The sequence below is a fragment of the Paenibacillus sp. FSL R10-2199 genome, assembly GCF_038000235.1.
Taxonomy (GTDB): domain Bacteria; phylum Bacillota; class Bacilli; order Paenibacillales; family Paenibacillaceae; genus Paenibacillus_AQ; species Paenibacillus_AQ phytohabitans.
This window is the reverse complement of record NZ_JBBOBO010000001.1, coordinates 5976803-5996156: the sequence shown is the minus strand read 5'-3', so window position 1 is coordinate 5996156 and position 19354 is coordinate 5976803. Positions and strand designations below refer to the sequence as shown.

At 48.7% G+C, this 19354-nt stretch carries 24 protein-coding genes; 20 read left to right on the top strand and 4 right to left on the bottom strand.

Annotated elements, in window-relative coordinates; all coding sequences use genetic code 11:
• Positions 1 to 186 precede the first annotated feature (186 nt).
• The 13 genes from NYE33_RS26405 to NYE33_RS26345 all read left to right on the top strand — a co-directional run bounded on the left by NYE33_RS26405 (position 187) and on the right by NYE33_RS26345 (position 13336).
• Positions 187 to 2007 carry a sensor histidine kinase gene (locus NYE33_RS26405; protein WP_042136276.1) on the top strand — a complete coding sequence of 607 codons (1821 nt, stop codon included), beginning with the start codon at positions 187 to 189 and terminating at the stop codon, positions 2005 to 2007.
• Complete coding sequence (locus NYE33_RS26400) at positions 1982 to 3589, top strand: response regulator transcription factor (RefSeq protein ID WP_042136277.1); 1608 nt, start codon at positions 1982 to 1984, stop codon at positions 3587 to 3589. Before NYE33_RS26405 ends, NYE33_RS26400 begins: the two co-directional genes overlap by 26 nt.
• Positions 3590 to 3653: 64 nt before the next feature.
• Positions 3654 to 4568, top strand: a complete 915-nt coding sequence (locus NYE33_RS26395; RefSeq protein WP_042136279.1) for a carbohydrate ABC transporter permease — start codon at positions 3654 to 3656, stop codon at positions 4566 to 4568.
• A 3-nt stretch (positions 4569 to 4571) separates the two neighbouring features.
• On the top strand, positions 4572 to 5411 hold the full coding sequence (locus NYE33_RS26390) for a carbohydrate ABC transporter permease (RefSeq protein ID WP_039297839.1): 840 nt from the start codon (positions 4572 to 4574) through the stop codon (positions 5409 to 5411).
• A gap of 130 nt (positions 5412 to 5541) precedes the next feature.
• On the top strand, positions 5542 to 6858 hold the full coding sequence (locus tag NYE33_RS26385; RefSeq protein WP_042136282.1) for an ABC transporter substrate-binding protein: 1317 nt from the start codon (positions 5542 to 5544) through the stop codon (positions 6856 to 6858).
• Positions 6859 to 6938: 80 nt separating this feature from the next.
• A complete protein-coding gene (locus tag NYE33_RS26380; protein ID WP_042136285.1) occupies positions 6939 to 8588 on the top strand; it encodes an MGH1-like glycoside hydrolase domain-containing protein in 1650 nt (549 codons plus the stop codon).
• A 134-nt stretch (positions 8589 to 8722) separates the two neighbouring features.
• A complete protein-coding gene (locus tag NYE33_RS26375) occupies positions 8723 to 9715 on the top strand; it encodes a glycoside hydrolase family 43 protein (RefSeq protein ID WP_081969950.1) in 993 nt (330 codons plus the stop codon).
• 378 nt (positions 9716 to 10093) lie between these two features.
• Complete coding sequence (locus tag NYE33_RS26370; protein WP_341068755.1) at positions 10094 to 10543, top strand: VOC family protein; 450 nt, start codon at positions 10094 to 10096, stop codon at positions 10541 to 10543.
• A 213-nt stretch (positions 10544 to 10756) separates the two neighbouring features.
• A complete protein-coding gene (locus tag NYE33_RS26365; RefSeq protein ID WP_042136288.1) occupies positions 10757 to 11164 on the top strand; it encodes a hypothetical protein in 408 nt (135 codons plus the stop codon).
• Positions 11165 to 11378: 214 nt separating this feature from the next.
• Complete coding sequence (locus tag NYE33_RS26360; protein ID WP_042136290.1) at positions 11379 to 11645, top strand: hypothetical protein; 267 nt, start codon at positions 11379 to 11381, stop codon at positions 11643 to 11645.
• Between the two features lie 97 nt (positions 11646 to 11742).
• On the top strand, positions 11743 to 12150 hold the full coding sequence (locus NYE33_RS26355; protein WP_042136294.1) for a hypothetical protein: 408 nt from the start codon (positions 11743 to 11745) through the stop codon (positions 12148 to 12150).
• A 132-nt stretch (positions 12151 to 12282) separates the two neighbouring features.
• Complete coding sequence (locus NYE33_RS26350; RefSeq protein ID WP_039297855.1) at positions 12283 to 12498, top strand: hypothetical protein; 216 nt, start codon at positions 12283 to 12285, stop codon at positions 12496 to 12498.
• Positions 12499 to 12664: 166 nt separating this feature from the next.
• Complete coding sequence (locus NYE33_RS26345; protein ID WP_042136296.1) at positions 12665 to 13336, top strand: stalk domain-containing protein; 672 nt, start codon at positions 12665 to 12667, stop codon at positions 13334 to 13336.
• 36 nt (positions 13337 to 13372) lie between these two features.
• On the opposite strand, the gene NYE33_RS26340 is transcribed toward NYE33_RS26345, so the two are convergent.
• Both NYE33_RS26340 and NYE33_RS26335 read right to left on the bottom strand, forming a co-directional pair.
• On the bottom strand, positions 13373 to 13978 hold the full coding sequence (locus tag NYE33_RS26340) for a thermonuclease family protein (RefSeq protein ID WP_052421826.1): 606 nt from the start codon (positions 13976 to 13978) through the stop codon (positions 13373 to 13375).
• A gap of 39 nt (positions 13979 to 14017) precedes the next feature.
• A complete protein-coding gene (locus tag NYE33_RS26335) occupies positions 14018 to 14194 on the bottom strand; it encodes a hypothetical protein (RefSeq protein WP_171716491.1) in 177 nt (58 codons plus the stop codon).
• A gap of 131 nt (positions 14195 to 14325) precedes the next feature.
• Between NYE33_RS26335 and NYE33_RS26330 the strand changes: the two genes are divergently transcribed.
• The 6 genes from NYE33_RS26330 (at position 14326) to NYE33_RS26305 (ending at position 17258) form a co-directional block, all read left to right on the top strand.
• Positions 14326 to 14817: a hypothetical protein gene (locus tag NYE33_RS26330; RefSeq protein WP_052421827.1), complete on the top strand. Its 492-nt coding sequence runs from the start codon at positions 14326 to 14328 to the stop codon at positions 14815 to 14817.
• Positions 14818 to 15077: 260 nt separating this feature from the next.
• A complete protein-coding gene (locus tag NYE33_RS26325) occupies positions 15078 to 15284 on the top strand; it encodes a hypothetical protein (protein ID WP_042136300.1) in 207 nt (68 codons plus the stop codon).
• 277 nt (positions 15285 to 15561) lie between these two features.
• Complete coding sequence (locus NYE33_RS26320) at positions 15562 to 16188, top strand: hypothetical protein (RefSeq protein WP_081969952.1); 627 nt, start codon at positions 15562 to 15564, stop codon at positions 16186 to 16188.
• On the top strand, positions 16181 to 16714 hold the full coding sequence (locus NYE33_RS26315; RefSeq protein ID WP_042136302.1) for an accessory gene regulator ArgB-like protein: 534 nt from the start codon (positions 16181 to 16183) through the stop codon (positions 16712 to 16714). The genes NYE33_RS26320 and NYE33_RS26315 overlap by 8 nt, the downstream gene beginning before the upstream one ends.
• Positions 16711 to 16845 (top strand): cyclic lactone autoinducer peptide, encoded by a 135-nt coding sequence (locus tag NYE33_RS26310; RefSeq protein ID WP_081969953.1) that lies wholly within the window; start codon positions 16711 to 16713, stop codon positions 16843 to 16845. Before NYE33_RS26315 ends, NYE33_RS26310 begins: the two co-directional genes overlap by 4 nt.
• Before the next feature lie 2 nt (positions 16846 to 16847).
• Complete coding sequence (locus tag NYE33_RS26305) at positions 16848 to 17258, top strand: LytTR family transcriptional regulator DNA-binding domain-containing protein (protein ID WP_042136304.1); 411 nt, start codon at positions 16848 to 16850, stop codon at positions 17256 to 17258.
• Positions 17259 to 17294: 36 nt separating this feature from the next.
• Here NYE33_RS26305 and NYE33_RS26300 read toward each other — a convergent pair whose 3' ends face one another.
• Entirely contained in the window at positions 17295 to 17888 is a 594-nt protein-coding gene (locus NYE33_RS26300; protein ID WP_042136307.1) for a YdeI/OmpD-associated family protein, read from the bottom strand.
• Positions 17889 to 18338: 450 nt separating this feature from the next.
• Here NYE33_RS26300 and NYE33_RS26295 point away from each other — a divergent pair, with 450 nt between their 5' ends.
• Positions 18339 to 18821, top strand: coding sequence for a cupin domain-containing protein (locus NYE33_RS26295; RefSeq protein ID WP_042136309.1), 483 nt, complete (start codon positions 18339 to 18341; stop codon positions 18819 to 18821).
• A gap of 73 nt (positions 18822 to 18894) precedes the next feature.
• Here the strand turns inward: NYE33_RS26295 and NYE33_RS26290 are convergent, their stop codons facing one another.
• Complete coding sequence (locus tag NYE33_RS26290; RefSeq protein WP_042136310.1) at positions 18895 to 19320, bottom strand: hypothetical protein; 426 nt, start codon at positions 19318 to 19320, stop codon at positions 18895 to 18897.
• Positions 19321 to 19354: the final 34 nt, after the last annotated feature.

The following is a 19354-nucleotide window of genomic DNA, read 5'->3' as shown; positions in this document are numbered from 1 at the left end:
TATCCTTCAATTGCTCGCTGAAAGTAATCCCATCCCTTATGGACGTAATAACCGTTTCCACTTGCCGGATTCTCCGATCTGCGTTACAAATAAATGCATCAGTAAATAAGAGGGACTGGAGAGGACGAAATCAATGATTATACAGGAAATAGATTCGCAGATACGCAGGGAGAAGGAGGGATTACTATCTTTTACTCGTTAAAAAACCGCCTGATCGCGTTCTTCGTTGTGCTGCTGGTACTATCCTTCGGCACGATGTCGCTGCTGCTGTTCAACCAGTCACGCTCCATCATCCGCTCTTATATCGAATCCTCGGCACTGGAGAAAATGGACGAGTACGGCTCATTTATTAACATGGCCCTGCAGCAGAGCTATGACTTGTCCTCTCTGGTCTACAACAGCGATATCACCCAGAGGTGGGATGCCCAGCTGTCCAATCCGGCTTCAACCGAAGGGCAGAAGATGCTCTCCAATATCACCATGAGCAAGTTCCTGACCCAGACTACCAACAATTACTCGATTGTCTCCTCAGTGACCATCTACCGTCAGGAAGGGATGCGGATCGGTGCCGATAACCAGGTGGTTACGGATGCTTCGTTCAAGCAGGAGACGTGGTACCGCAATTTCATTGAGCACAGCAATCACTGGGTTCCGGCCCATACGGATCAGGTGGAGATTAAGGGGGCCAAGCCATATGAGGTGGTAAGCCTGCTGCTGCCGATCGGGATTTTTGAACCGTCACTGGCCAAAAATGTGATGAAGGTCAACATCAAGGCGGACTTCCTGCTGGAGCCGCTCAATCGTATACATCTTGGTGAAAGCGGTACCATCTTTCTGCTCAACCAGCAGGGTAATCCTATTCTGTCCCAGCAGGAGTACAGTGCTTATCCGGAAGCGGCGGCGGAAGTCCAGCGGGTCCGTGCAGGCAAAGCCGCGCAAGGCGTTGTCTACCTGAAGGATCAGAAGGGAGCCTCACATATTCTGGTCTACAAAAAGCTGGCAATCACCAACTGGCTGCTGGTCGGCTTTGTCTCTGAACAGGATCTGTATGCCAAGCTGTTCAAGCTCCGCAACAGCATTATTGTATTTGCTTCCCTGATGCTGATTGCCGCCTTTGTGCTGGCTTACTGGATTTCTTACGGTATTACCAAGCCCCTGTCCCGTCTGGTGTCGGCCATGCGGCATGTCCAGAAAGGGGATTTCGCCCAGGCCGAGCGCCTCACTCCGCCGGAACGCAGGATACGGAACGAGGTTGACTACGCAACGGACACCTTCCGGAGTATGGTCAAGCAGCTGAGGTATCTGATACGAACCGAGTTTGAGCAGAAGCTGCTGCGCCAGCAGGCTGAATATAAAGCGCTGCTGATGCAGATCAATCCCCACTTCCTGTTCAATACGCTGGAGCTGATGAGCAGCCTGGCTATCCAGCAGCGGACGAAGGAGACGGTTACCGTTATTGATTCCCTGGGTAAAATGCTCAGGTTCTCGCTGCGGATCAGCGAGGATCTGATCCCGCTGCGCGAGGAGCTGAAGTATGTGCGTTATTATATGTCCATTCTGGATATCCGCTTCGGCCCGGGTCTTGATCTGCGGATCGAAGAGCAGGGCGAGCTTGACGATCTGGAAATCGTCAAGTTCCTGCTCCAGCCGCTGATCGAGAATGCGGTGAAATACAGCTTCATTCACCAGGCGAATGCCAGGGTACGGATCACGGTAAGACAAGATAAGGAGCGGCTGTATCTTGCTGTTGCCGATAACGGAATCGGAATGGCTCCGGAGCTGCTCCGCGAGCTGAATGATCAGGCCATGCGCCAGCAGCTGGAGCAGCTTCTGCAGAGCAAGACCCATCAGATTGGACTTCGTAATGTGCTGGCCAGATGCTGGCTGTATTATGGCGATTTATTCAGCTTCAGGATAGATTCAAGCGAACAGCAGGGCACCAGCATCGAGCTGAGTCTGCCCATACAGAGGAGGAATGAAGATGTATCGTGTATTGATCGTGGATGATGAGCCGGAAATCCGCCAGGGCTTACGGCTGAAGGCGGACTGGGCTGGCCTGAATCTGTCAGTGATCGGTGAGGCAGGGAATGGCATGGAGGCAATGGAACGTCTGGCCTGTGAAGCGGTTGACATCGTAATCACAGATATGAACATGCCTGTGATGAACGGCGTGTCTTTCCTTGAGGATTGCCGCAGGCTCTATCCGGAGCTGAAGCTGATTGTAATTACCGGCTACGAGGATTTTCATTACGCCAGAGCTGCTGTCCGTAATCAGGCGCGTGATTATCTGCTGAAGCCGGTAGCTGCCGATGAGCTGATGGCCGTATTGCAGAAGGTGAAGGAGGAGCTTGACCGGGAGCGTAATGACCGTGATCAGCAGGCCGTAATCCAGTGGCGGCTATCCCGGTATTACATGGAGATGAAAGAGCATTTCCTTGTTCAGCTTGTCAAGGAGGACGTAGAGCAGGTGGATGCGCTGAAAGAGCGGGCCGCACTCTTTGAGCTGGGTGAATGGGATTTGACGGAAATTCATGTTGCGACAGCTGGACTCAGAGAACGGACGGGGGAGGCTCCGCAGCTGCCGGAGCGCACTCCCGGCAAGCTGCGCCTGCCGTTTGAGCTGCTGGGCAGGGAATTCGCGGGCAGGTACGGCAGTGGCTGCCTGGTGTTCCGCGATCCGAATTACCCCGGACTGATTCACTATATTCTGCAGGAGAGTCTGACGGATATGCCACAGTTCCGCGCGGATCTGGCTGCTTGTATCTCTGCACATCTGGGCTTTGAGCCGGTCATCGGCTACGGCGGCGTCAAGCACGGATTCCACCAGTGGAAGGAAGGCTACATGGAGTCTCTGCTGGCCTGGAATCTCTCGGAGAATGCCGCTTATCCTCCGGCTGAAGGAAAGTCTGAGCCGGGAGCAGTGCTTACTGAGGAGCTGACTCGGACTCTGCGCCGCCTGCTGATTCAGGGGGAGTGGAGCTGCTTCGGCCAGACGGTCCGGCAGGAGCTTCAGCAGGCCTTCTCCCAGTCACGTTCCCGTTTCGTGAAGCTGATCTTCCAGCTTTATCTGCTTGTGGACGGAGCGGATGGGGCGCCTGCACATGGGAACGGTCATGCCCAGCAGCTGTGGCTCCATCCGGAGATGGTCCATAAGCTTGACTCAGTAGACAAGGCGGAGCAGTTCCTGCTGGAGCTGGCCGGACGTGCACACCGTCAACTGCAGGAAGCAGGCGACCCCGATGATTCGGTGATCCGCACAGCGACGCAGTATATCGATAGCAATTACATGTATGATCTGAATTTGACCCAGCTGGCCAAACGGTTCAATTACAATTCGTCCTATTTCTCGGAGCTGTTCAAAGCCAAAGTAGGCCGAAGCTTCATGGCCTATCTGACCGATATCCGGATGGCCCAGGCCACGCATCTGCTGGTAAGCACAACCCTTGGTCTATGGGACATTGCCGAGCTTACCGGATTCTCGAATGCCAGCTATTTCAGCTCCAAATTCAAAAAGATGTACGGGATCGCCCCTTCGGACTTCCGCCTGAACCCACCTGAAAAATTCAATAGTGAGCAGCCGAAGAAATAGCATTCAAGCGGGCTGCGCTACTTTCTATAATGAGCCTATATCCATTAAGAAGGAGAAGGCGCATATGAAGACAGCACACAAATCGGTTTTATGGAAAAGGAGCGGCACCGCTTACCTGTTCCTGCTTCCCTGGCTGATCGGCTTTTTCGGACTGACACTTGGCCCCATGCTGGGATCCTTTTATCTGTCCCTGACCAAGTACAACCTGCTCAATGCCCCGGTATGGCTGGGCTTTGACAATTACAGACACATCTTCACGGCAGACGAATACTTCTACAAATCTCTTACGGTGACTTTCAAATACGTGCTTTTTTCGGTTCCGCTCAAAATGGCCTTTGCCCTTCTGGTCGCCGTCGTCTTGAACAAAGGCATCCGGGCGCTGGGCATCTACAGAACGGTATACTACATTCCTTCACTGCTGGGAGGAAGTGTAGCCATCGCCATCGTATGGCGGCAGATTTTTGACGGGGAAGGCCTGATCAACCACTTTTTAAGCTGGTTCGGGATTGAAGGTCCGGCCTGGATCGCCCATCCGAGCTACATTCTCTCCACGATCGTTACCTTGTCTGTCTGGCAATTTGGTTCCGCGATGGTCATATTCCTGGCCGGAATCAAGCAGATTCCTGCGGACCTGTACGAAGCGGCACAGGTAGACGGGGCCGGTAAGCTGCGGCAGTTCGGCAAAATAACGCTGCCCATGCTGTCACCGGTAATCTTTTTCAACCTGGTCATGGGAATTATCAATTCCTTCCAGGTGTTTACCCCGGGGTATGTCATTGGGGACGGACGCGGCGGTCCGGTAAATTCAACGCTGTTCTATACGCTCTATCTGTATCTAAAAGGCTTCTCATTCTTCGATATGGGCTATGCCGCCGCTCTGGCGTGGATCATGCTGATCATCATCGGCCTGTTTACCTCGATGGTGTTCGTGACCTCCAGGTTCTGGGTGTTCTACGGCGACGGAAAGGACGGGCGATAAATCATGGCTGAACAAAAGACGATTTTTAAGCTCGGCAAGCATGGTCTCATCATTCTGTTTGGGCTGCTGATGCTGTATCCGGTGCTGTGGCTGCTGTCCAGTTCCTTTAAGCCGAATGAGCTGATCTTCTCTGATCCCGGTCTGTGGCCGGCGAGGTTTACTCTGGAGAACTATGTGAATGGCTGGAAGGGGCTTCAGGGCATCTCGTTCAGCCGCTTTTTCCTCAACTCTGCTACCATCTCCGTGCTGTCGGTCATCGGCAATATTCTCACCTGCTCTTTGGCGGCATACGCGTTCGCCCGGCTGGAGTTCCGTCTCAAGAGTGTACTGTTTGCCTGCATGCTGGTGACAATTATGCTTCCTTACCATGTGCTGCTGATTCCGCAATATATTATTTTCAGCAAGCTGGACTGGGTGAACACCTACTTGCCTCTGATCGTACCGAAATGGCTGGCGCATGACTCGTTCTTCGTGCTGCTGATGATCCAGTTTATCCGCGGCATTCCGAAGGAGCTGGATGAAAGTGCAACGATTGACGGCTGCGGACAAGGCCAGCTGTACTTCCGGATCATTATCCCGCTGCTGGTTCCGGCGCTGATCACAACGGCAATCTTTACTTTTATCTGGACCTGGGATGATTTCTTCAGCCAGATGATCTATTTGAGCCGGATCAATCTGTTCACCGTTCAGCTGGGCATACGTTCACTCTATGATCCCTCCGGATCATCCGACTGGGGCGCGCTCCTGGCGATGTCCGTGCTCTCCCTTGTGCCGATCATGACGATCTTTCTTCTCTTCCAAAAGCATTTCCTGGAGGGCATCGCTACGACCGGTTTGAAATGACGGGCTCAACTGAAATGCAGACCCGAAAAAACCACTAGCGGAGACCCGAAGAAATGAAATTCAACTCCGGTCAAGAAATGATTAGGATGGGAATGCAAGCGATTACAAAAATTCTTGGGGGGACATTTCGATGAGAAAAATCTTAGGTCTTACACTGGCCGCAATGCTGCTGGCCGCAACGACCGCCTGTTCGGGCGGCAATAACGGCAAACCTGCAACCGGCAGTTCAGACACTGCAGAGCCGTCTGTGGATCAGGTTGAGCTGCGGATTATGTGGTGGGGCGATCAGAAGCGGGCAGACAAGACAAACGAGGCACTGCGCAAATTTGAGGAGAAGTATCCGAATATCAAAGTGGTCGGGGAGTTCGCTCCAAACTCCGGGTACTTTGACAAGCTGAACACCCAGCTGGCTTCGGGGACAGCGCCGGATGTATTTTTCCTCGGAGGCAACGTAACGGATTACGCGGATAAAGGGGTACTGCTGGATCTTCAGCCTTATGTCGGCAAAGAGCTTGATCTGACGGATATGGATCAGACGATGGTGGAATACGGAACGCTGGGAGGCAAGCTGGTTCATATCTCTGCCGGAGCGAATGCCAGAGGGATGGTCATCAACACCGAGCTGTTCAAACAAGCCGGAATGGACATTCCTGCGGACGGCTGGAGCTGGGAAGATTACGCCCGGATCAGCAAGGAGATCTCCGGGAAGCTGGGCAAGGGCTATTACGGCACCTACAACTTTACAGTTGAGGGCATGGACATCTATATGAAGCAGCGCGGCAAGCAGGTCTATGATATGGAGAAAGACGCACTTGGCTTCGAACAGCAGGATGCCGAGGATTGGTTCAACTACTGGAACGACATGTCTAAAAACGGCGGGATGGTTACACCGTCCCTGCAGGTATCGAATCCTCCGGGAGACACAAGTAAATCACTGGTGGTCACAGGTAAAGTGGCAATGAGCCTCATTCCGTCCAACCAGTTCGCAGCCCATCAGAATCTGATCCAGGATACGCTGACGATGGTTCAGGTCCCGCGGGGTCCTAAAGGCACAGGTGTCGTATTCGAATCCAGCCAAGGCTTGTCCGGATATGCGAAGACGGAGCATCCGAAGGAAGTCGCTACACTGATGAACTACTGGATCAATGACCCCGATGCCGCGCAGATTCTCGGCAGTGACCGCGGAGTCCCTGTTACCTCCAAGATGCGTGACCTGCTGATGAAGGATGCCACTCCGCTGGAGCAGACCGTATACGACTTCACGAGCCGGGTGTCTGAGGCGACGAAGAAAGAGCCTTTTGCCATCAGCTACAATCCGCCAAGCTTCACCGAGTTCACCAAGCTGGCTGAAACCGCGGTGCAGGAGATCGGTTTCGAGCAGAAGGATGTGAAACAGGGAGTGGAGGATTTCTATAAAGGCGCTACGCAGATTTTTGGCAGCAAATAGGGAGTTTACCGGAAGCAGACTGCCCGGGCAGTCTGCTTCTCTGTCTTTGGAGAGAAGTGAAGATACAGGAGGGAAAGTGCATGACCAGGGACTTATTACAACAGCTCCGGGAAGTAACGGCTGATGACCGGATCGGAGTGCTCAAGAAGGCGGCGGACCGTAGCTCTACGGAGCAATGGAGGCAGTCGGGAGTTGCTTTTGCCGCCTCATCGGAAGCGATGGAGAATGTCTATTACTCCGGATTGCATAAGCTTATGGATTGTATCGTGCCGATGGACGGCAATGGCCATGTTCTGCATGAAGGAGGTGTCTACCTCGGCAGCTGGCTGGAGAGCACGGGAACCATCAGCGCTGAGCTGCTGTCACGCTTCATGCCGGCGGTGGCGGAAGCGACCTTTCGCCTGTTCGCCGATTATCAGCGGGAGGATGGGCTGATTCCTTACAAAGTAACCCCTGCAGGACCGGCTTACCGGCAGATCCAAATGGTGACCCCGCTGGCCCGGAGTGTCTGGAATCATTACGTGCAGAATGGACGCAACAAGATGTTCCTCCGCTCGATGTACCAGGCGATGAGCAGATTCGACGACTGGCTGGCCAGCCGGCGCGATACACGAGGAACAGGCTGCGTGGAGGCCTTCTGCACCTTTGATACCGGACATGATCTGTCCCCGCGTTTCTGGCATATTCCGGATACACCCCATCTGGACGATGCTGCGCAATGTAACCCGGATTCACCGCTGCTGCCTTTTCTGGCCCCTGATTTAACGGCCAATGTCTACTGCCAGCGGCAGTATCTGTCCAGAATAGCAGAGGAACTTGGAGAGTGCGGGATGGAGTGGGGGGCCAAGGCGGCTGCCAGCAGCCAGAGCCTGTTCAGTCATTGCTATGACGAGGAAGATGAGTTCTTCTATGACCGTGACCGCGGAGGCCGCTTTGTGCGTGTGCAGTCGGATGTGCTGCTGCGTGTGCTGGCCTGCGAGGTGGGAGACCGCGATTTCTTTGATGCTGCACTCCGGCGTTATCTGCTGAATACCAGCAAGTTCTTCGCCAAATATCCGTTCACCTCCATAGCGATGGATGACCCGAGGTTTGATCCGTTCTCCAGCTACAACACTTGGGGCGGCTCATCCAACTTCCTCAGTATCATCCGCGCGGCGCATGCCTTTGAGCATCACGGGCGTTATGTCGAGCTGACCTGGGTGATGCTGCCTATTCTCGCTGCGCTGTCGCGGATGACACGATTTGCCCAGACGTTAAGCCCTTGGACAGGAGAAGAGGGCTATACAGAATCGTATTCCCCGGCTATTCTGTGCCTGCTGGATTATGTGGAGCGGCTGTGTGGAATTATGCCGGTTGCCGGAGAAGAACTATGGTTCACCGGACTGCTTCCTTATGATATGGATCATGGACAGGAGGTGGCCCATGAGACAGGATACCGCCGGGCGGTAGATGGAGCAGTCTATGAGCTGATCACTACCCGCCAGGGGGCAGTGATCTACCGGGACATGGAGGAGTACATGGCTTTTCCGTTTGGAGTCCGCGTAATCACGGACCGGAACGGGCAGCTGCTGAAGCTGATCGGGATGAGTATCCGTGAAATCGAGGGCTGCATCTGCTATCTGGGCCAGAGCCTCCCGTTCACGATTAAGGGCAATGAACAACTGGAGTATGCGGATGGCGGCTTCAGCAGCATCAGCGATATTGGAGTGGTGCTGCTGGAATACCGGTAAATAAGTTGAACTTTACGTACTCGCTCCTCCAGTTCCAATATTCACCTTCGTTCCTTTTCACCTATTGTACTTTCTTAAGTACACCTTATATAAATATTGGCTTGCAGCGTGTGTGATAGAAAGGAGAGTTTTAAATGATAGATAACAACAGCTTACAGATCAGAGATCCGTTTGTGCTGCCGCTTGCCGGACAAGTACAGGGACAAGGACAAGTACGGGGACAAGGACAAGGACAAGGACAAGTACAAGTACAAGGACAAGGACAAGTACAAGTACAAGTACAACGACAAGGACAAGGACTCTACTATTTGTATGGCAGCACCGACAGCAATATCTGGGGTAAGGGCACCGGGTTCGACGCCTACACAAGCAAGGATCTGGAGCATTGGGAAGGACCGTTTCCGGTATTCCGTCCAGAGGCGGATTTCTACGCAGAGCATAATTTCTGGGCTCCGGAAGTCTATGCCTACGGCCGGAGATACATCATGTTCGCCACCTTCCGGCGCAAAGACAATAATCTGCTGGGGACGGCAGTGCTTGCTTCGCCACATCCGCTTGGCCCTTTTACCCCGCATAGCGAAGGTCCGGTGACCCCGCAGGACTGGAGCTCCCTGGACGGAACGCTCTATATAGATAATCAGGACCAGCCATGGATGGTCTTCTGCCATGAGTGGCAGCAGACTGGAGACGGGGAGGTCTGCGCCATGCGGTTAACGGAGGACCTGCGGAGAGCGGAAGGAGAGCCGGTTACTTTGTTCCGGGCATCGGACGCGCCATGGACAACCCCGTTTGTATCCAAGCGGTATGCGGATCAGCTCAATTACGTAACAGATGGGCCATTTCTGTTCAGGTCAAGTGACGACGATACGTTGTATCTGCTTTGGGCCAGCTTCATTAATAACACCTATGCGCTGGGCATTGCCCGTTCCGGGAGCGGCGAGATAACCGGACCGTGGATTCATCAGGAGGAGGCACTCTATCAGAAGGACGGCGGACACGCGATGGTATTCCGGACCTTTGGCGATAAGCTGATGCTGGCGATCCATACACCGAATCAGACTCCCGACGAACGGCCGGTATTTCTGGAGCTGGAAGAAAGCGGCGGTGTGATGAGAATGAAGGAATAGGTGTTGGAACGCTTTTAAGCAATCTGATTCCACCGGCTCTACATCGGACACCGTGCCCGAATGGCAGGTTGTCTGCTAAAAGACACTCGCTTCATGTTTAACTGTATTTTGTACAACTAAAACGGGCGATTTTTGCCCCGTGGGAGTTTTAGCTGCACTTCATACAACTAAAAATAACAGCTACGCCCCAAACGAACACTTTTCTCAATTTTAGTTGTACAGAGTACACTTATCCTAGCTCATCCGGTTTTTCGCCGTCTTTTAGCTGCACGAAATGCAACTATTCCTTATGTAGTAAGTATAAAACCTCGTTGCGAAGGGAACGTACGTTTTGCTATAGTGGGCTCATGATTAATGATTTTACTATAGAGGAGATGTATTCCAATACAGCTGGGTTGTACGTATCTAATCGTCCGTGATATGAAGAGTTCCATTGCATTTTATGAAGCGTTGCTGAATATGAAAGCAGATTCCCGCAAGCTGGAGCGTTGGGCACAATTCCACTGCGGGAACACACTCGCGTTATGGAATCCGGAATTCGATAAGGAATTGATCCGCACGAATAGCGATGTGTCGGAGCATTTTAATGAGGCGTATTTGAATAAGCAAGAAAGTGAGGTTCGATACGGGAATAATGTGATCCTTAACTTCAATGTTACTGATTTGAATGCAGAGTATGAGCGGGTGAAGTCACTGGATATTGGAGTAGTATCTGAGATTTTCTATATCAATGTTGTGCGGCCTTATCATTGCTTCATGATTGAAGACCCGGATGGGAATCTAATCGAAATCACAGGAGATTATCATACAGAATCTATTAAATTCTAAATATTTACATGGGAAATTATAGATGATATATTAAAAATGCTCATATAGACCGTTTGAGAGGGAAGGAGACTTGCTTATAGACTCCAATCTGCCGGGTAGAGTGAAGTGCAAATAGTCTGCTGCTCTGTTGAGCCGGACTACGCCAAGCGAGTGCTGTGCGTTTCGTTCAGACCGATTCCCCTATACCCAAAGAATTAAGGAGGATATTAATAAATGCGAAAATTAAAAACGTTGATCGTGTTTCTCTTCGCAGCAAGTTTCTTGTGGGTCTCCGCTCCCTCTGCGCATGCCCTTTCTCTGGCGCCGGGATTTAATTCGCCAGTAACTCTTACTCTGCAGCCGGGACAAACCACATATTTGCTCTGTACAGCCTCCGCCAAAACGATTAAAGCCGTTGTAGAGAAGCAATCGGATACGGGTAAAGTGACGGGACCTTATTATTTCAACATGAGCAACCGCGGCCAAATCCAAATGGGTACAATGAGCGGTGCCAGTGCTGTACAGGATCTGTATTTCAGCTATTGGGACGGCAGTGCCGGAAATGCGCTGCTCTATCTGAATGCAACGGATACTACGGTTCCTATTCAGGTGAAAGTGACCTTTTATAATTTAAGCAACTAATATAAGAACAGGCGATAATCCGTCAAAAGAAAAGATTGCTACTCCATTGCGGAGTAGCAATCTTTTTAGGGTTATAAGAGATTATTCAATGTTAATTAAACTTTAAATCACCCCATCTCCCCCGGCAGCTTTGTCACATGACTCATTTACAAATAGTTCCACAAGAAATATGCTATCCTTATTTAATACTGTGTAATCACAAGGAGGGCAACTGATGAAAGGGGCTTACCTGAAGTATTTTGGCGTGGCGATCATCGTGCTGGGGGTAATTGCTTGTATTCCAGTGGGATTCCATTTGGGCGGTGTGCTTGGTGTTGCTATCTTCCTCGCCGTTTCCTGCATAGCCGGTATGTTTTTTATTGGCTTTGGTGAACTTGTCTACTCCATGCAGCGAATCGAGCTGGAGATTGCCGGGGAACGTCCGCAGTATGATCCTTGGACCGGACAATATCAGGTACCGCCCAAAGATAACGGCCGCTGATCATGCGTGCACAGTTTGAAATTTAATCTGATTTGTCCAACCTCATAAACTCCTCTAGCATATTCTATGAGTAGAAGATTAGAGAGGAGGAATCACCATGGCAACGATTATCGACACAGGGGCCAGTACTGCGACAACGGGCAGTCAGACCGTATCTATTCCAATTCTTTCACCTGCGGGCAATTTGATCTTGGCCGAGTTTGGCCTTGCTACTGTAACTTCGGGGGTTGTATTACTGAGTGCCTCCATCGGATTTCAAACTACGCTCGGCGTACCCAATGTAGTCTTCACATTGTACCGGGACGGGCAGCCCATCTTCAATATGGGCTCCAGCGGCCTTGCGCTTTTAGCCATTCAGCCTATTACTATTGCTTATATGGATAGAAGTGTACCCGCTGGCTATCATGCATACAGCTTGGGTGTCGCCAATAACAGCTTGAATGTCCTGCTCAATGCAGCCAGTGTTACGGGACCCGTGACATTCTCAGGAACCTCCATCGGATAAAAGAAATGAATAGAACAAACCCGCTGAACTCCGGTCCGGCGGTTTTTTTTGAGTGTATATACAATTTGTTCCAAAGCAATTATGATTTACTTAAAGATTCTGAACTCTATACGAGGAGAGGGGCTGTGAGAAATGATGGCAACAGGTTTTGGGTCATTGCTTGCCGGCAGTTTTAGTATATTTTTCTTTTTAGTCTGGCTGGCATGTCTGGGGCTCGGTATTTATTTATTCGTTCTGGTAGTGAAGCTCGCGCGCAGAGGAATTGTTGCATTGGATCTGTACAATCATGCCAAGAATCTGGAAATCCGCAACCATTACGAATCCGTTCACAAAAAAGATGAGTTCTAAATGATACATAGCCAATTGGAATTGGAAGTATGGATGCCCTGCCTGAAGGCGGGGTGTTTTTTTGTATTTCAGCGGATTCTCAGCCATTTGCATATTATGGTAAGATTTATTATACTCCCAGTATGTAAGTTTTAAATTTGAAATACATGGAGAGGAGTTTGATCGGGTGAAAAAGAAATTAACCGCTGCGCTGACTGTTTTTGCTGTACTTGGAGGAATGGGGACGGGGGTATACGCCGGAGCCAATCTGCAGGAGATCAAAGCTTTTCTGAACCCGGGAATTAAATTCAAGGTAGATGGCCAGCCTGTGCAGCTGAAGAATAGCAGCGGTGCAGTGATCGCTCCGATTTCTTATAAGGATACTACGTATCTGCCAGTCCGTTCTGTGTCGGATCTGCTCGGAGTTACCGTTAAATTCGATGCCGCCTCCAATACCATTTCATTAGGCGAGCAGACGGAAGGAGTCTCGATTGCAGCCGGTTTTGACTCGTCGTACCATACCAAAGATCCTGACAAAACCGTCTATAAAGATAAGGACTATAAAGATGTCCATTTCGATAATGGCAGCGGCACTCGCGGCAGCTCGTTCATGCTCTACCCGAACAAGAAATATCAGAAGCTGTATATTCAGGTCGCGGCGATCGGCACTGATATTAAAGACTTTACCGTGCAAGACAGCGATACGGATACGGTGCTTAAGAAGCTGAACATTACCCCTGAAGAAGGGCTCGTAACCGTAGAGGTGGACATTGCCGGAGTAAGCTCTATCTATGTAACCGGAGACGTACAAGACGGCTCATCCATGTTCGTTCCATTGACTACTTCCTATTATAAATAACTATAGAAGAACCCGGGAGACTTTTGTCTCTCGGGTCTATTTTTTGTTGGCGTGGGTAGCTGTGACAGAAGTGTCGTATCCCCGGTCGGTCACATAATTCTCTATGCTCCAAATCCCCAGCCTCGCAGACTTAGCCTGTTTCTCAGTGGCTCTGAGCTGATCCACATATTTCACATCCGGCGGATACACGGCAACCCTGGCCAGACCCTCTGCAATCAGCATTTCATTCACCATCTCATCACCGAGATAGACATAAGCCAGAATCCGGCCGTATTGATCACGTTCAGACACATCCATTTCGACCCTAACCGTTTGCCCGTTCAGAAGCTCCGTTAAGTATTCACTGGCCTCAGGGCCAAAGGGCTGAACCGGTGTATTGTCGCGCTTGGTTTCAGGAGTATCAATGAGCAGGAGCCGGATTTTGTCCACCGTACCATCTTCGAACTTAACTTTGAAAGTATCTCCGTCGGTCACCGATAGAACTTCTGCTTGAGAAGGATATGTAAGAACAATTGTGTCCAGTGTTTCAAGGTTATTGTCCGGTTCATCTTTCGACAGGACAGCTGTCACCAACGAAATCGTAAGAGCTAATACAATCAAGCCGTACCTGGTAAGCATCTTACCGTTATTAGATTGGAACATGTGTTAATGACTCCTTTGCCGTGAATATATCATTCCGGTTCACTCAGCCGGAGGATCTTTTGGATCATTCTTAGATTTGCCGGGTCTAGAGAAAACAACTCCAAAGGCAATACCCAAGGCTATGCCCAAAGGTAAATTATCAAAAGCCATCCAAAACACTATACCAAAACATAAGCCCAGGGCGATGCCTTGGGAGGAGTCTTTTTTCTTATCCATATCCATGTCTCCTTGAATAGATGTAATTAAAATCAAGCAGCTGATTGGCGGAATAGCATAAAGGGTATTATCCGGTAAGCCTGCATATCTTACTGGCAATGTTAGGCCTAGAACGCTTAAGGAGTGAAGATGTGTATACCAAAAAACTAATCTTGACCTTATCGATGATGTTATCCATGTTAGCAGTGAATGCCTGCAGTAATCAGCCGGATGTGCCTGCAACTGATTCTATGCAGACCTCTGCACCGTCCGCCGGGAACAATGGAGTTACGGCTCAGCCGGATGCTTCTGCCGTTTCCCAAGAGCTGCCGGAGAATCTGCCGGAGGATTTCCCGCTGCCGGAGGATGTTCAAATCAAGCTATCCCATTCTGAAGAGAACGAAGGCAAAAAGACAGCTCTTCTGATCTTCACCACAACACAAAGCATGGATACAGTATCGAAGCTCTATCAGGATTATTTCTCTTCAAGACTCGGAAGCGATTCTGCACAAACCCTTGATGACAAGAACCTGATTATCCAGGGTACCACCAAAGACAATAAGCAGAGCTGGTCGATCATCGGCGGTTCTTTGGCTTCCCAGGAAGGTACTGTAGAGCTAAATGTAACATGGGCGGAATTATAAATTAACAATCCTGTTTAGTGATGAACATCCGTTGGTGTATGGTCAGGAGAGACCGGCGGATGTTCTGTTTGTATTAGTGTATTTTACCATACAATCCCCCGATATTAATCCCGCGTGGACCAGAGAATGGCAGCAATAAGTCTGAATTCCCTTCACTTGTTACCCTTATCCCCTAAGAGAAGCTGCAAAATAAAAGAGCCTGGCAATTAGCCAGACCCCTGAAATCCTATCAATTACGCTGGAGTAACAAATATCCGCTGATGCTTGAGGTTTTTTTGCGGAATACGATTCTGAAACCGATGTCGTTGTCCTGCAGACAGGCTAAGGCCGTGCTAAGCAATCCATTGGTTCTTAAGCTGGGCAAGCAGGGTTCGGCATTTCCGATAACCCGGCTGGTGGTAATTCTGCGTGCAGATCCGGGCACTAACGGGTTCCGGCTCCAATTGATCAACACCAAATCCGGCTGACGAGTCGCCATGCTAATCTACCCCTTTCTATTAAGGTTCTTTATATAGAATGCAGGGGAGAGAGTTTTGTGCTGGACAAAGGCGGAGAGAAACAGGGGAGAGCCATAGAGTACGAATGAAATTTTGTGCAATAGACTTGGTTAACAGCTAATTGTTGAAAAAAATACGCAGAATGGGGGAGAAAGTGTCGAATAATGTAAATAAGTAGTATACGCTGTGGCGTGAGCAGTTATATAATTAATTCAATGAACGAAAATCAGTCAGGCGGTGTTATGGTTTGTCATGGGAACCTGTTGGCTTTATGTTTTTCTCAACAATAGAAACTCTTGCTCTATATTATCTCATTATGTCGCTCTTTAGATTTAAATGGAAATGGTACTTATGGCAAGTATTATTCGTTATTTTACTAAATAATCTTCAAAGCTATTTGTTAAGAAATGAGCTCGGGATGGCGAATATCTCGCCGCTCATTCTAATATTGATTTTCATCCTGTTCTTCTCCGCTGTGGTCAGGATGCCTCTAATTCTATCAATCATTGCTACAATATCAGGTTACGTTATTTTTGCTGTGATTCAAACGATCATAGTCCTTCTAGTATTTGGCTCCATATCTGATATTTATGCTAGCGTAGGGAATGGATATTTTCTGCAACTCCTGACTTCTGCCGTTGTGTTCTTTATCTTCAGTTATGCTTACCGCAAAGGGAAAGGATTCACTTTTGATCTGGATAAACTAAGACTGAAATTAGAAGATATTCTTCTGTCTGTATTGATACTAGGTTTTGTGATAGGCATATCAGTACTGCTCTACTACAATGATATCCTGTTAAATGCTGTGATCTTTGTGATCATGTCTGTATTCCTTCTATATTATTCAACCAGAAAGGAGAAGGAAGATGCTTGATATCATGTCCGCGAAGCTCGCTACCGGGATAAAAAATATTGTTCCGGAGCACCCGGCGTCCTATGCCGTTTTAAAGTTTGCTATTGAGGTAGTCCTTAATGTGGTATTTATTATGGGTCTCACGTTGGCTGTATCCCTTCTGACCGGTAGGACAGGAGAAGCCATCCAGATACTGATCTCCTTTGCATTATTACGTCAAGTATCTGGAGGAGCACATCTCAAATCCGGAACAGCATGCGTCTTGTTTACGACAACGTTGTTTACGCTTTTGTCCTTTATTGAAGTTAGCCCCTCATTTATTCTGCTTATGAACGGTATCAGTCTTATAGTGGTTCTATGGCTGGCCCCGATTGGAATCGAACGTCAGACCCGGATTCCAAGAACGCAATGGCCCAAGTTGAGAATTGTAGCTGCACTACTTGTGACAGCTAATATATTTATAGCTTCACCAGCTATTGCTGCCAGTTTTATGGCACAATCCATTAGTCTGATAGTCGCTAGAAAGGAGGTGAAAACCTTACGATGAAATCACTGCAACGTAAAGCTGTTTACAAACTTGCTTCTGGTTTGTCCGCAATGGCCGCTCTTCTAGTTTTGGTTACCGCTAGCGTATTATATGTAAATCAACCGGAAGTCCCTGAAGAGTTACTCAATTAATATTGGAGCTGATCCCTTTGAGTAGTATATCTGTCACAAGAGACACAGAGGGAAACACTGGTGTATTCTCACTCGATATTGCAAAAATAACTTATATGGAATTTGAACGAACTATCTATAGGATAATCGTCCATACGTACGATCAAACCTTTTATACAGTAGGTACGCTGAAATATTGGCTTAACACCCTAGCCAGTTCAGGATATAATTTCGTTCTTGCGGATAGAAACACGTTAATACAAGTCACCAATATTATCCAGATGGATAAGACATTTCATATCGCTTATTTCGGGGAAGACCACAAAGGGGTCGAACAAAAGTGTTTTCTTTCAGAAAAGGGTTACAAAGAAGTTCTCAAAAATGTTAAAACGTCCGAAACGAATATTAAATTTGTCGAGCTACCGGAGTGGTAGCTCATTTTTTTTATTCGGTGAAGTTAAAGGGAGCCCCTAATCACTCAATCCCTTGCCGTTCAAAATATGCGGCGTATATTTCTCAACCCGTGCTGTACGGGTTTTGGATTGTTTGGGGTCTGTGAAATAAGTGATATATTGTCTTTTTCGTCCGGGGGTTAAGGCTTCAAAGGCTGCTTGCAAATCCGGATTCTCATCGAGCTTTGTTTGAAACTCTTCAGGAATCTCATACTCCGTATCCTTCTTATAATCCACTTCCAGACCAGCGGTTTCAACCTCTATGGCATTATAGATATAGTCTTTAATAGTAGCTTCCCTATCGGATATTTCTTGAACCGTATTGAACCGGATCTGGCGCCCGGCCTGCACATTCTTGGTTTGCTGAATCAGAATGCCCTGGGGATCAGGCAACAAGGAGCCTTTGACGAACATAATCGCACAATATTCTTTGAATCCGTGGATTAGAGCGATATTCCCGCCTTGAAACGTATAACAAGGAACCCCCCACTTCAATTCCTCTGTCAGCTGACATCCAAGCAGGATCGCCCGGAGTTTCCCGTATTCTTCCTTCCATTGGCTTGCTTTATTAAAGAAAAAATCCACTTTAGGATTCATTTCACTACCCGTCATTCAGATACACCTCTTCTTTTTGATATATATATTGTGATGGCTATCCTCACTGGCAACTTTACGCTCGAAGTCTGTGATGAAGTAACGGCCGGATTGAGTTAGCCTGCTGCCGGTAACAACGGCCAACTTTATGCGATTTAGTAAACCGCCCCGTTTAAAAAAAATAATTGTAGCCCAGTCTGCTTTATGTATCTCTTCCAGGGCAGCGTAGAAAGCTTTCTTACTAGTGCCTATTTCCCGGGCGGCGATTGGTATAACAATATCATTTTCGACTAGGAGGGTACAAGGATAGCAATTATCATGTTAATGGTATTTGTGGTGACTCTTATAACAGCGTGTGGGTTATACCTGACCAATAATAGCAAGAGATCCGGATTTTATGATTTTTGTAATAGTGGAATTATACCAGCAGGTTATGTTGATAATATCCGATAATGAGGAGAGGTTCAGATGGCTACTATTTTTAATGACAAGAACGTTTCGTTTGAACAAAGACAATCCCCGGTTCCTGAGTTCGCCTGGCATACAAGCAGGAAGCTGGCGGAGATGGCAGGGGCGAAGCAATTGCTTTTTGAAATCAGGTCGCTTGATCCAGGGAAGTATTCGTATCCATATCATTTCCATAGAAGTGTTGAAGAGGTATTTGTAATTCTATCAGGCCGGGCTACGCTCAGAACGCCAGCAGGGTTTCAGGAAGTGCAGGAAGGTGATACGGTGTTTTTTGAAACGGGGCCGGAAGGGGCGCATCAATTATTTAATCATACCGCAGAGCCTTGCAGGTACTTGGATTTACGTACGAACCTGGGGATCGATATTTGTGAATATCCGGATTCCGGAAAGATCAACATTCTGCCGTACGAGGAAATCTATATGGCGGAAGAGCGGGTGGACTACTATGAAGGCGAGGACAATGTTGCGGAGAAATGGAAGTGAGCTGGCGTGCAGTCCGGGAGCAGGGTTAAAAGCCCTGCCGCCAGTAATGGTCCGCAGGGCTTTTTTCTATTTTTTAAATTACGCCTTCTCCTCCAATAGCGGTTGCTGTGAATGCTATAGGCCCAAAAAGATTTATAGGCAAGATGCTATCATTTTGGATGATCAATTCATAGTTGTGGACTCCAAGATAAGGACCATCAACCCACAGAACATTTAATTGGATATCAGTAATTGTAGTGAAACGATAAAAGGAACTATAAATATCGACCCCGGCACGCCGGATGATAACTAAAAATTGACTATTAGCAAGTGCAGTAAGACTAAAGCTGCCTTTTAACTCGACTCTACTGGAGAAAGAGGCAGGATTAGCAGGACTAATATTTACTTGCGCTGTGGCTAGAGCCGCGCCTGCTCCAGGAATCCCCGCAACCGTTACAGCAGAATTGAACGGGTCTAACGGGATTTTTGCCTCTGAACCATAACTAATAATTGTCGCCATTTATCATCACTCCATTTCATCGGTATACGTTAAT

What these genes read in the sequence shown, in the direction of transcription:
- NYE33_RS26400 (WP_042136277.1), top strand. Translation starts at nt 1,982, where the DNA reads ATGTATCGTGTATTGATCGTGGATGATGAGCCGGAAATCCGCCAGGGC.
- NYE33_RS26395 (WP_042136279.1), top strand. Translation starts at nt 3,654, where the DNA reads ATGAAGACAGCACACAAATCGGTTTTATGGAAAAGGAGCGGCACCGCT.
- NYE33_RS26390 (WP_039297839.1), top strand. Translation starts at nt 4,572, where the DNA reads ATGGCTGAACAAAAGACGATTTTTAAGCTCGGCAAGCATGGTCTCATC.
- NYE33_RS26385 (WP_042136282.1), top strand. Translation starts at nt 5,542, where the DNA reads ATGAGAAAAATCTTAGGTCTTACACTGGCCGCAATGCTGCTGGCCGCA.
- NYE33_RS26380 (WP_042136285.1), top strand. Translation starts at nt 6,939, where the DNA reads ATGACCAGGGACTTATTACAACAGCTCCGGGAAGTAACGGCTGATGAC.
- NYE33_RS26375 (WP_081969950.1), top strand. Translation starts at nt 8,723, where the DNA reads ATGATAGATAACAACAGCTTACAGATCAGAGATCCGTTTGTGCTGCCG.
- NYE33_RS26365 (WP_042136288.1), top strand. Translation starts at nt 10,757, where the DNA reads ATGCGAAAATTAAAAACGTTGATCGTGTTTCTCTTCGCAGCAAGTTTC.
- NYE33_RS26360 (WP_042136290.1), top strand. Translation starts at nt 11,379, where the DNA reads ATGAAAGGGGCTTACCTGAAGTATTTTGGCGTGGCGATCATCGTGCTG.
- NYE33_RS26355 (WP_042136294.1), top strand. Translation starts at nt 11,743, where the DNA reads ATGGCAACGATTATCGACACAGGGGCCAGTACTGCGACAACGGGCAGT.
- NYE33_RS26350 (WP_039297855.1), top strand. Translation starts at nt 12,283, where the DNA reads ATGATGGCAACAGGTTTTGGGTCATTGCTTGCCGGCAGTTTTAGTATA.
- NYE33_RS26340 (WP_052421826.1), bottom strand. Translation starts at nt 13,978, where the DNA reads ATGTTCCAATCTAATAACGGTAAGATGCTTACCAGGTACGGCTTGATT.
- NYE33_RS26335 (WP_171716491.1), bottom strand. Translation starts at nt 14,194, where the DNA reads ATGGATAAGAAAAAAGACTCCTCCCAAGGCATCGCCCTGGGCTTATGT.
- NYE33_RS26325 (WP_042136300.1), top strand. Translation starts at nt 15,078, where the DNA reads ATGCTTGAGGTTTTTTTGCGGAATACGATTCTGAAACCGATGTCGTTG.
- NYE33_RS26315 (WP_042136302.1), top strand. Translation starts at nt 16,181, where the DNA reads ATGCTTGATATCATGTCCGCGAAGCTCGCTACCGGGATAAAAAATATT.
- NYE33_RS26310 (WP_081969953.1), top strand. Translation starts at nt 16,711, where the DNA reads ATGAAATCACTGCAACGTAAAGCTGTTTACAAACTTGCTTCTGGTTTG.
- NYE33_RS26300 (WP_042136307.1), bottom strand. Translation starts at nt 17,888, where the DNA reads ATGACGGGTAGTGAAATGAATCCTAAAGTGGATTTTTTCTTTAATAAA.
- NYE33_RS26295 (WP_042136309.1), top strand. Translation starts at nt 18,339, where the DNA reads ATGGCTACTATTTTTAATGACAAGAACGTTTCGTTTGAACAAAGACAA.
- NYE33_RS26290 (WP_042136310.1), bottom strand. Translation starts at nt 19,320, where the DNA reads ATGGCGACAATTATTAGTTATGGTTCAGAGGCAAAAATCCCGTTAGAC.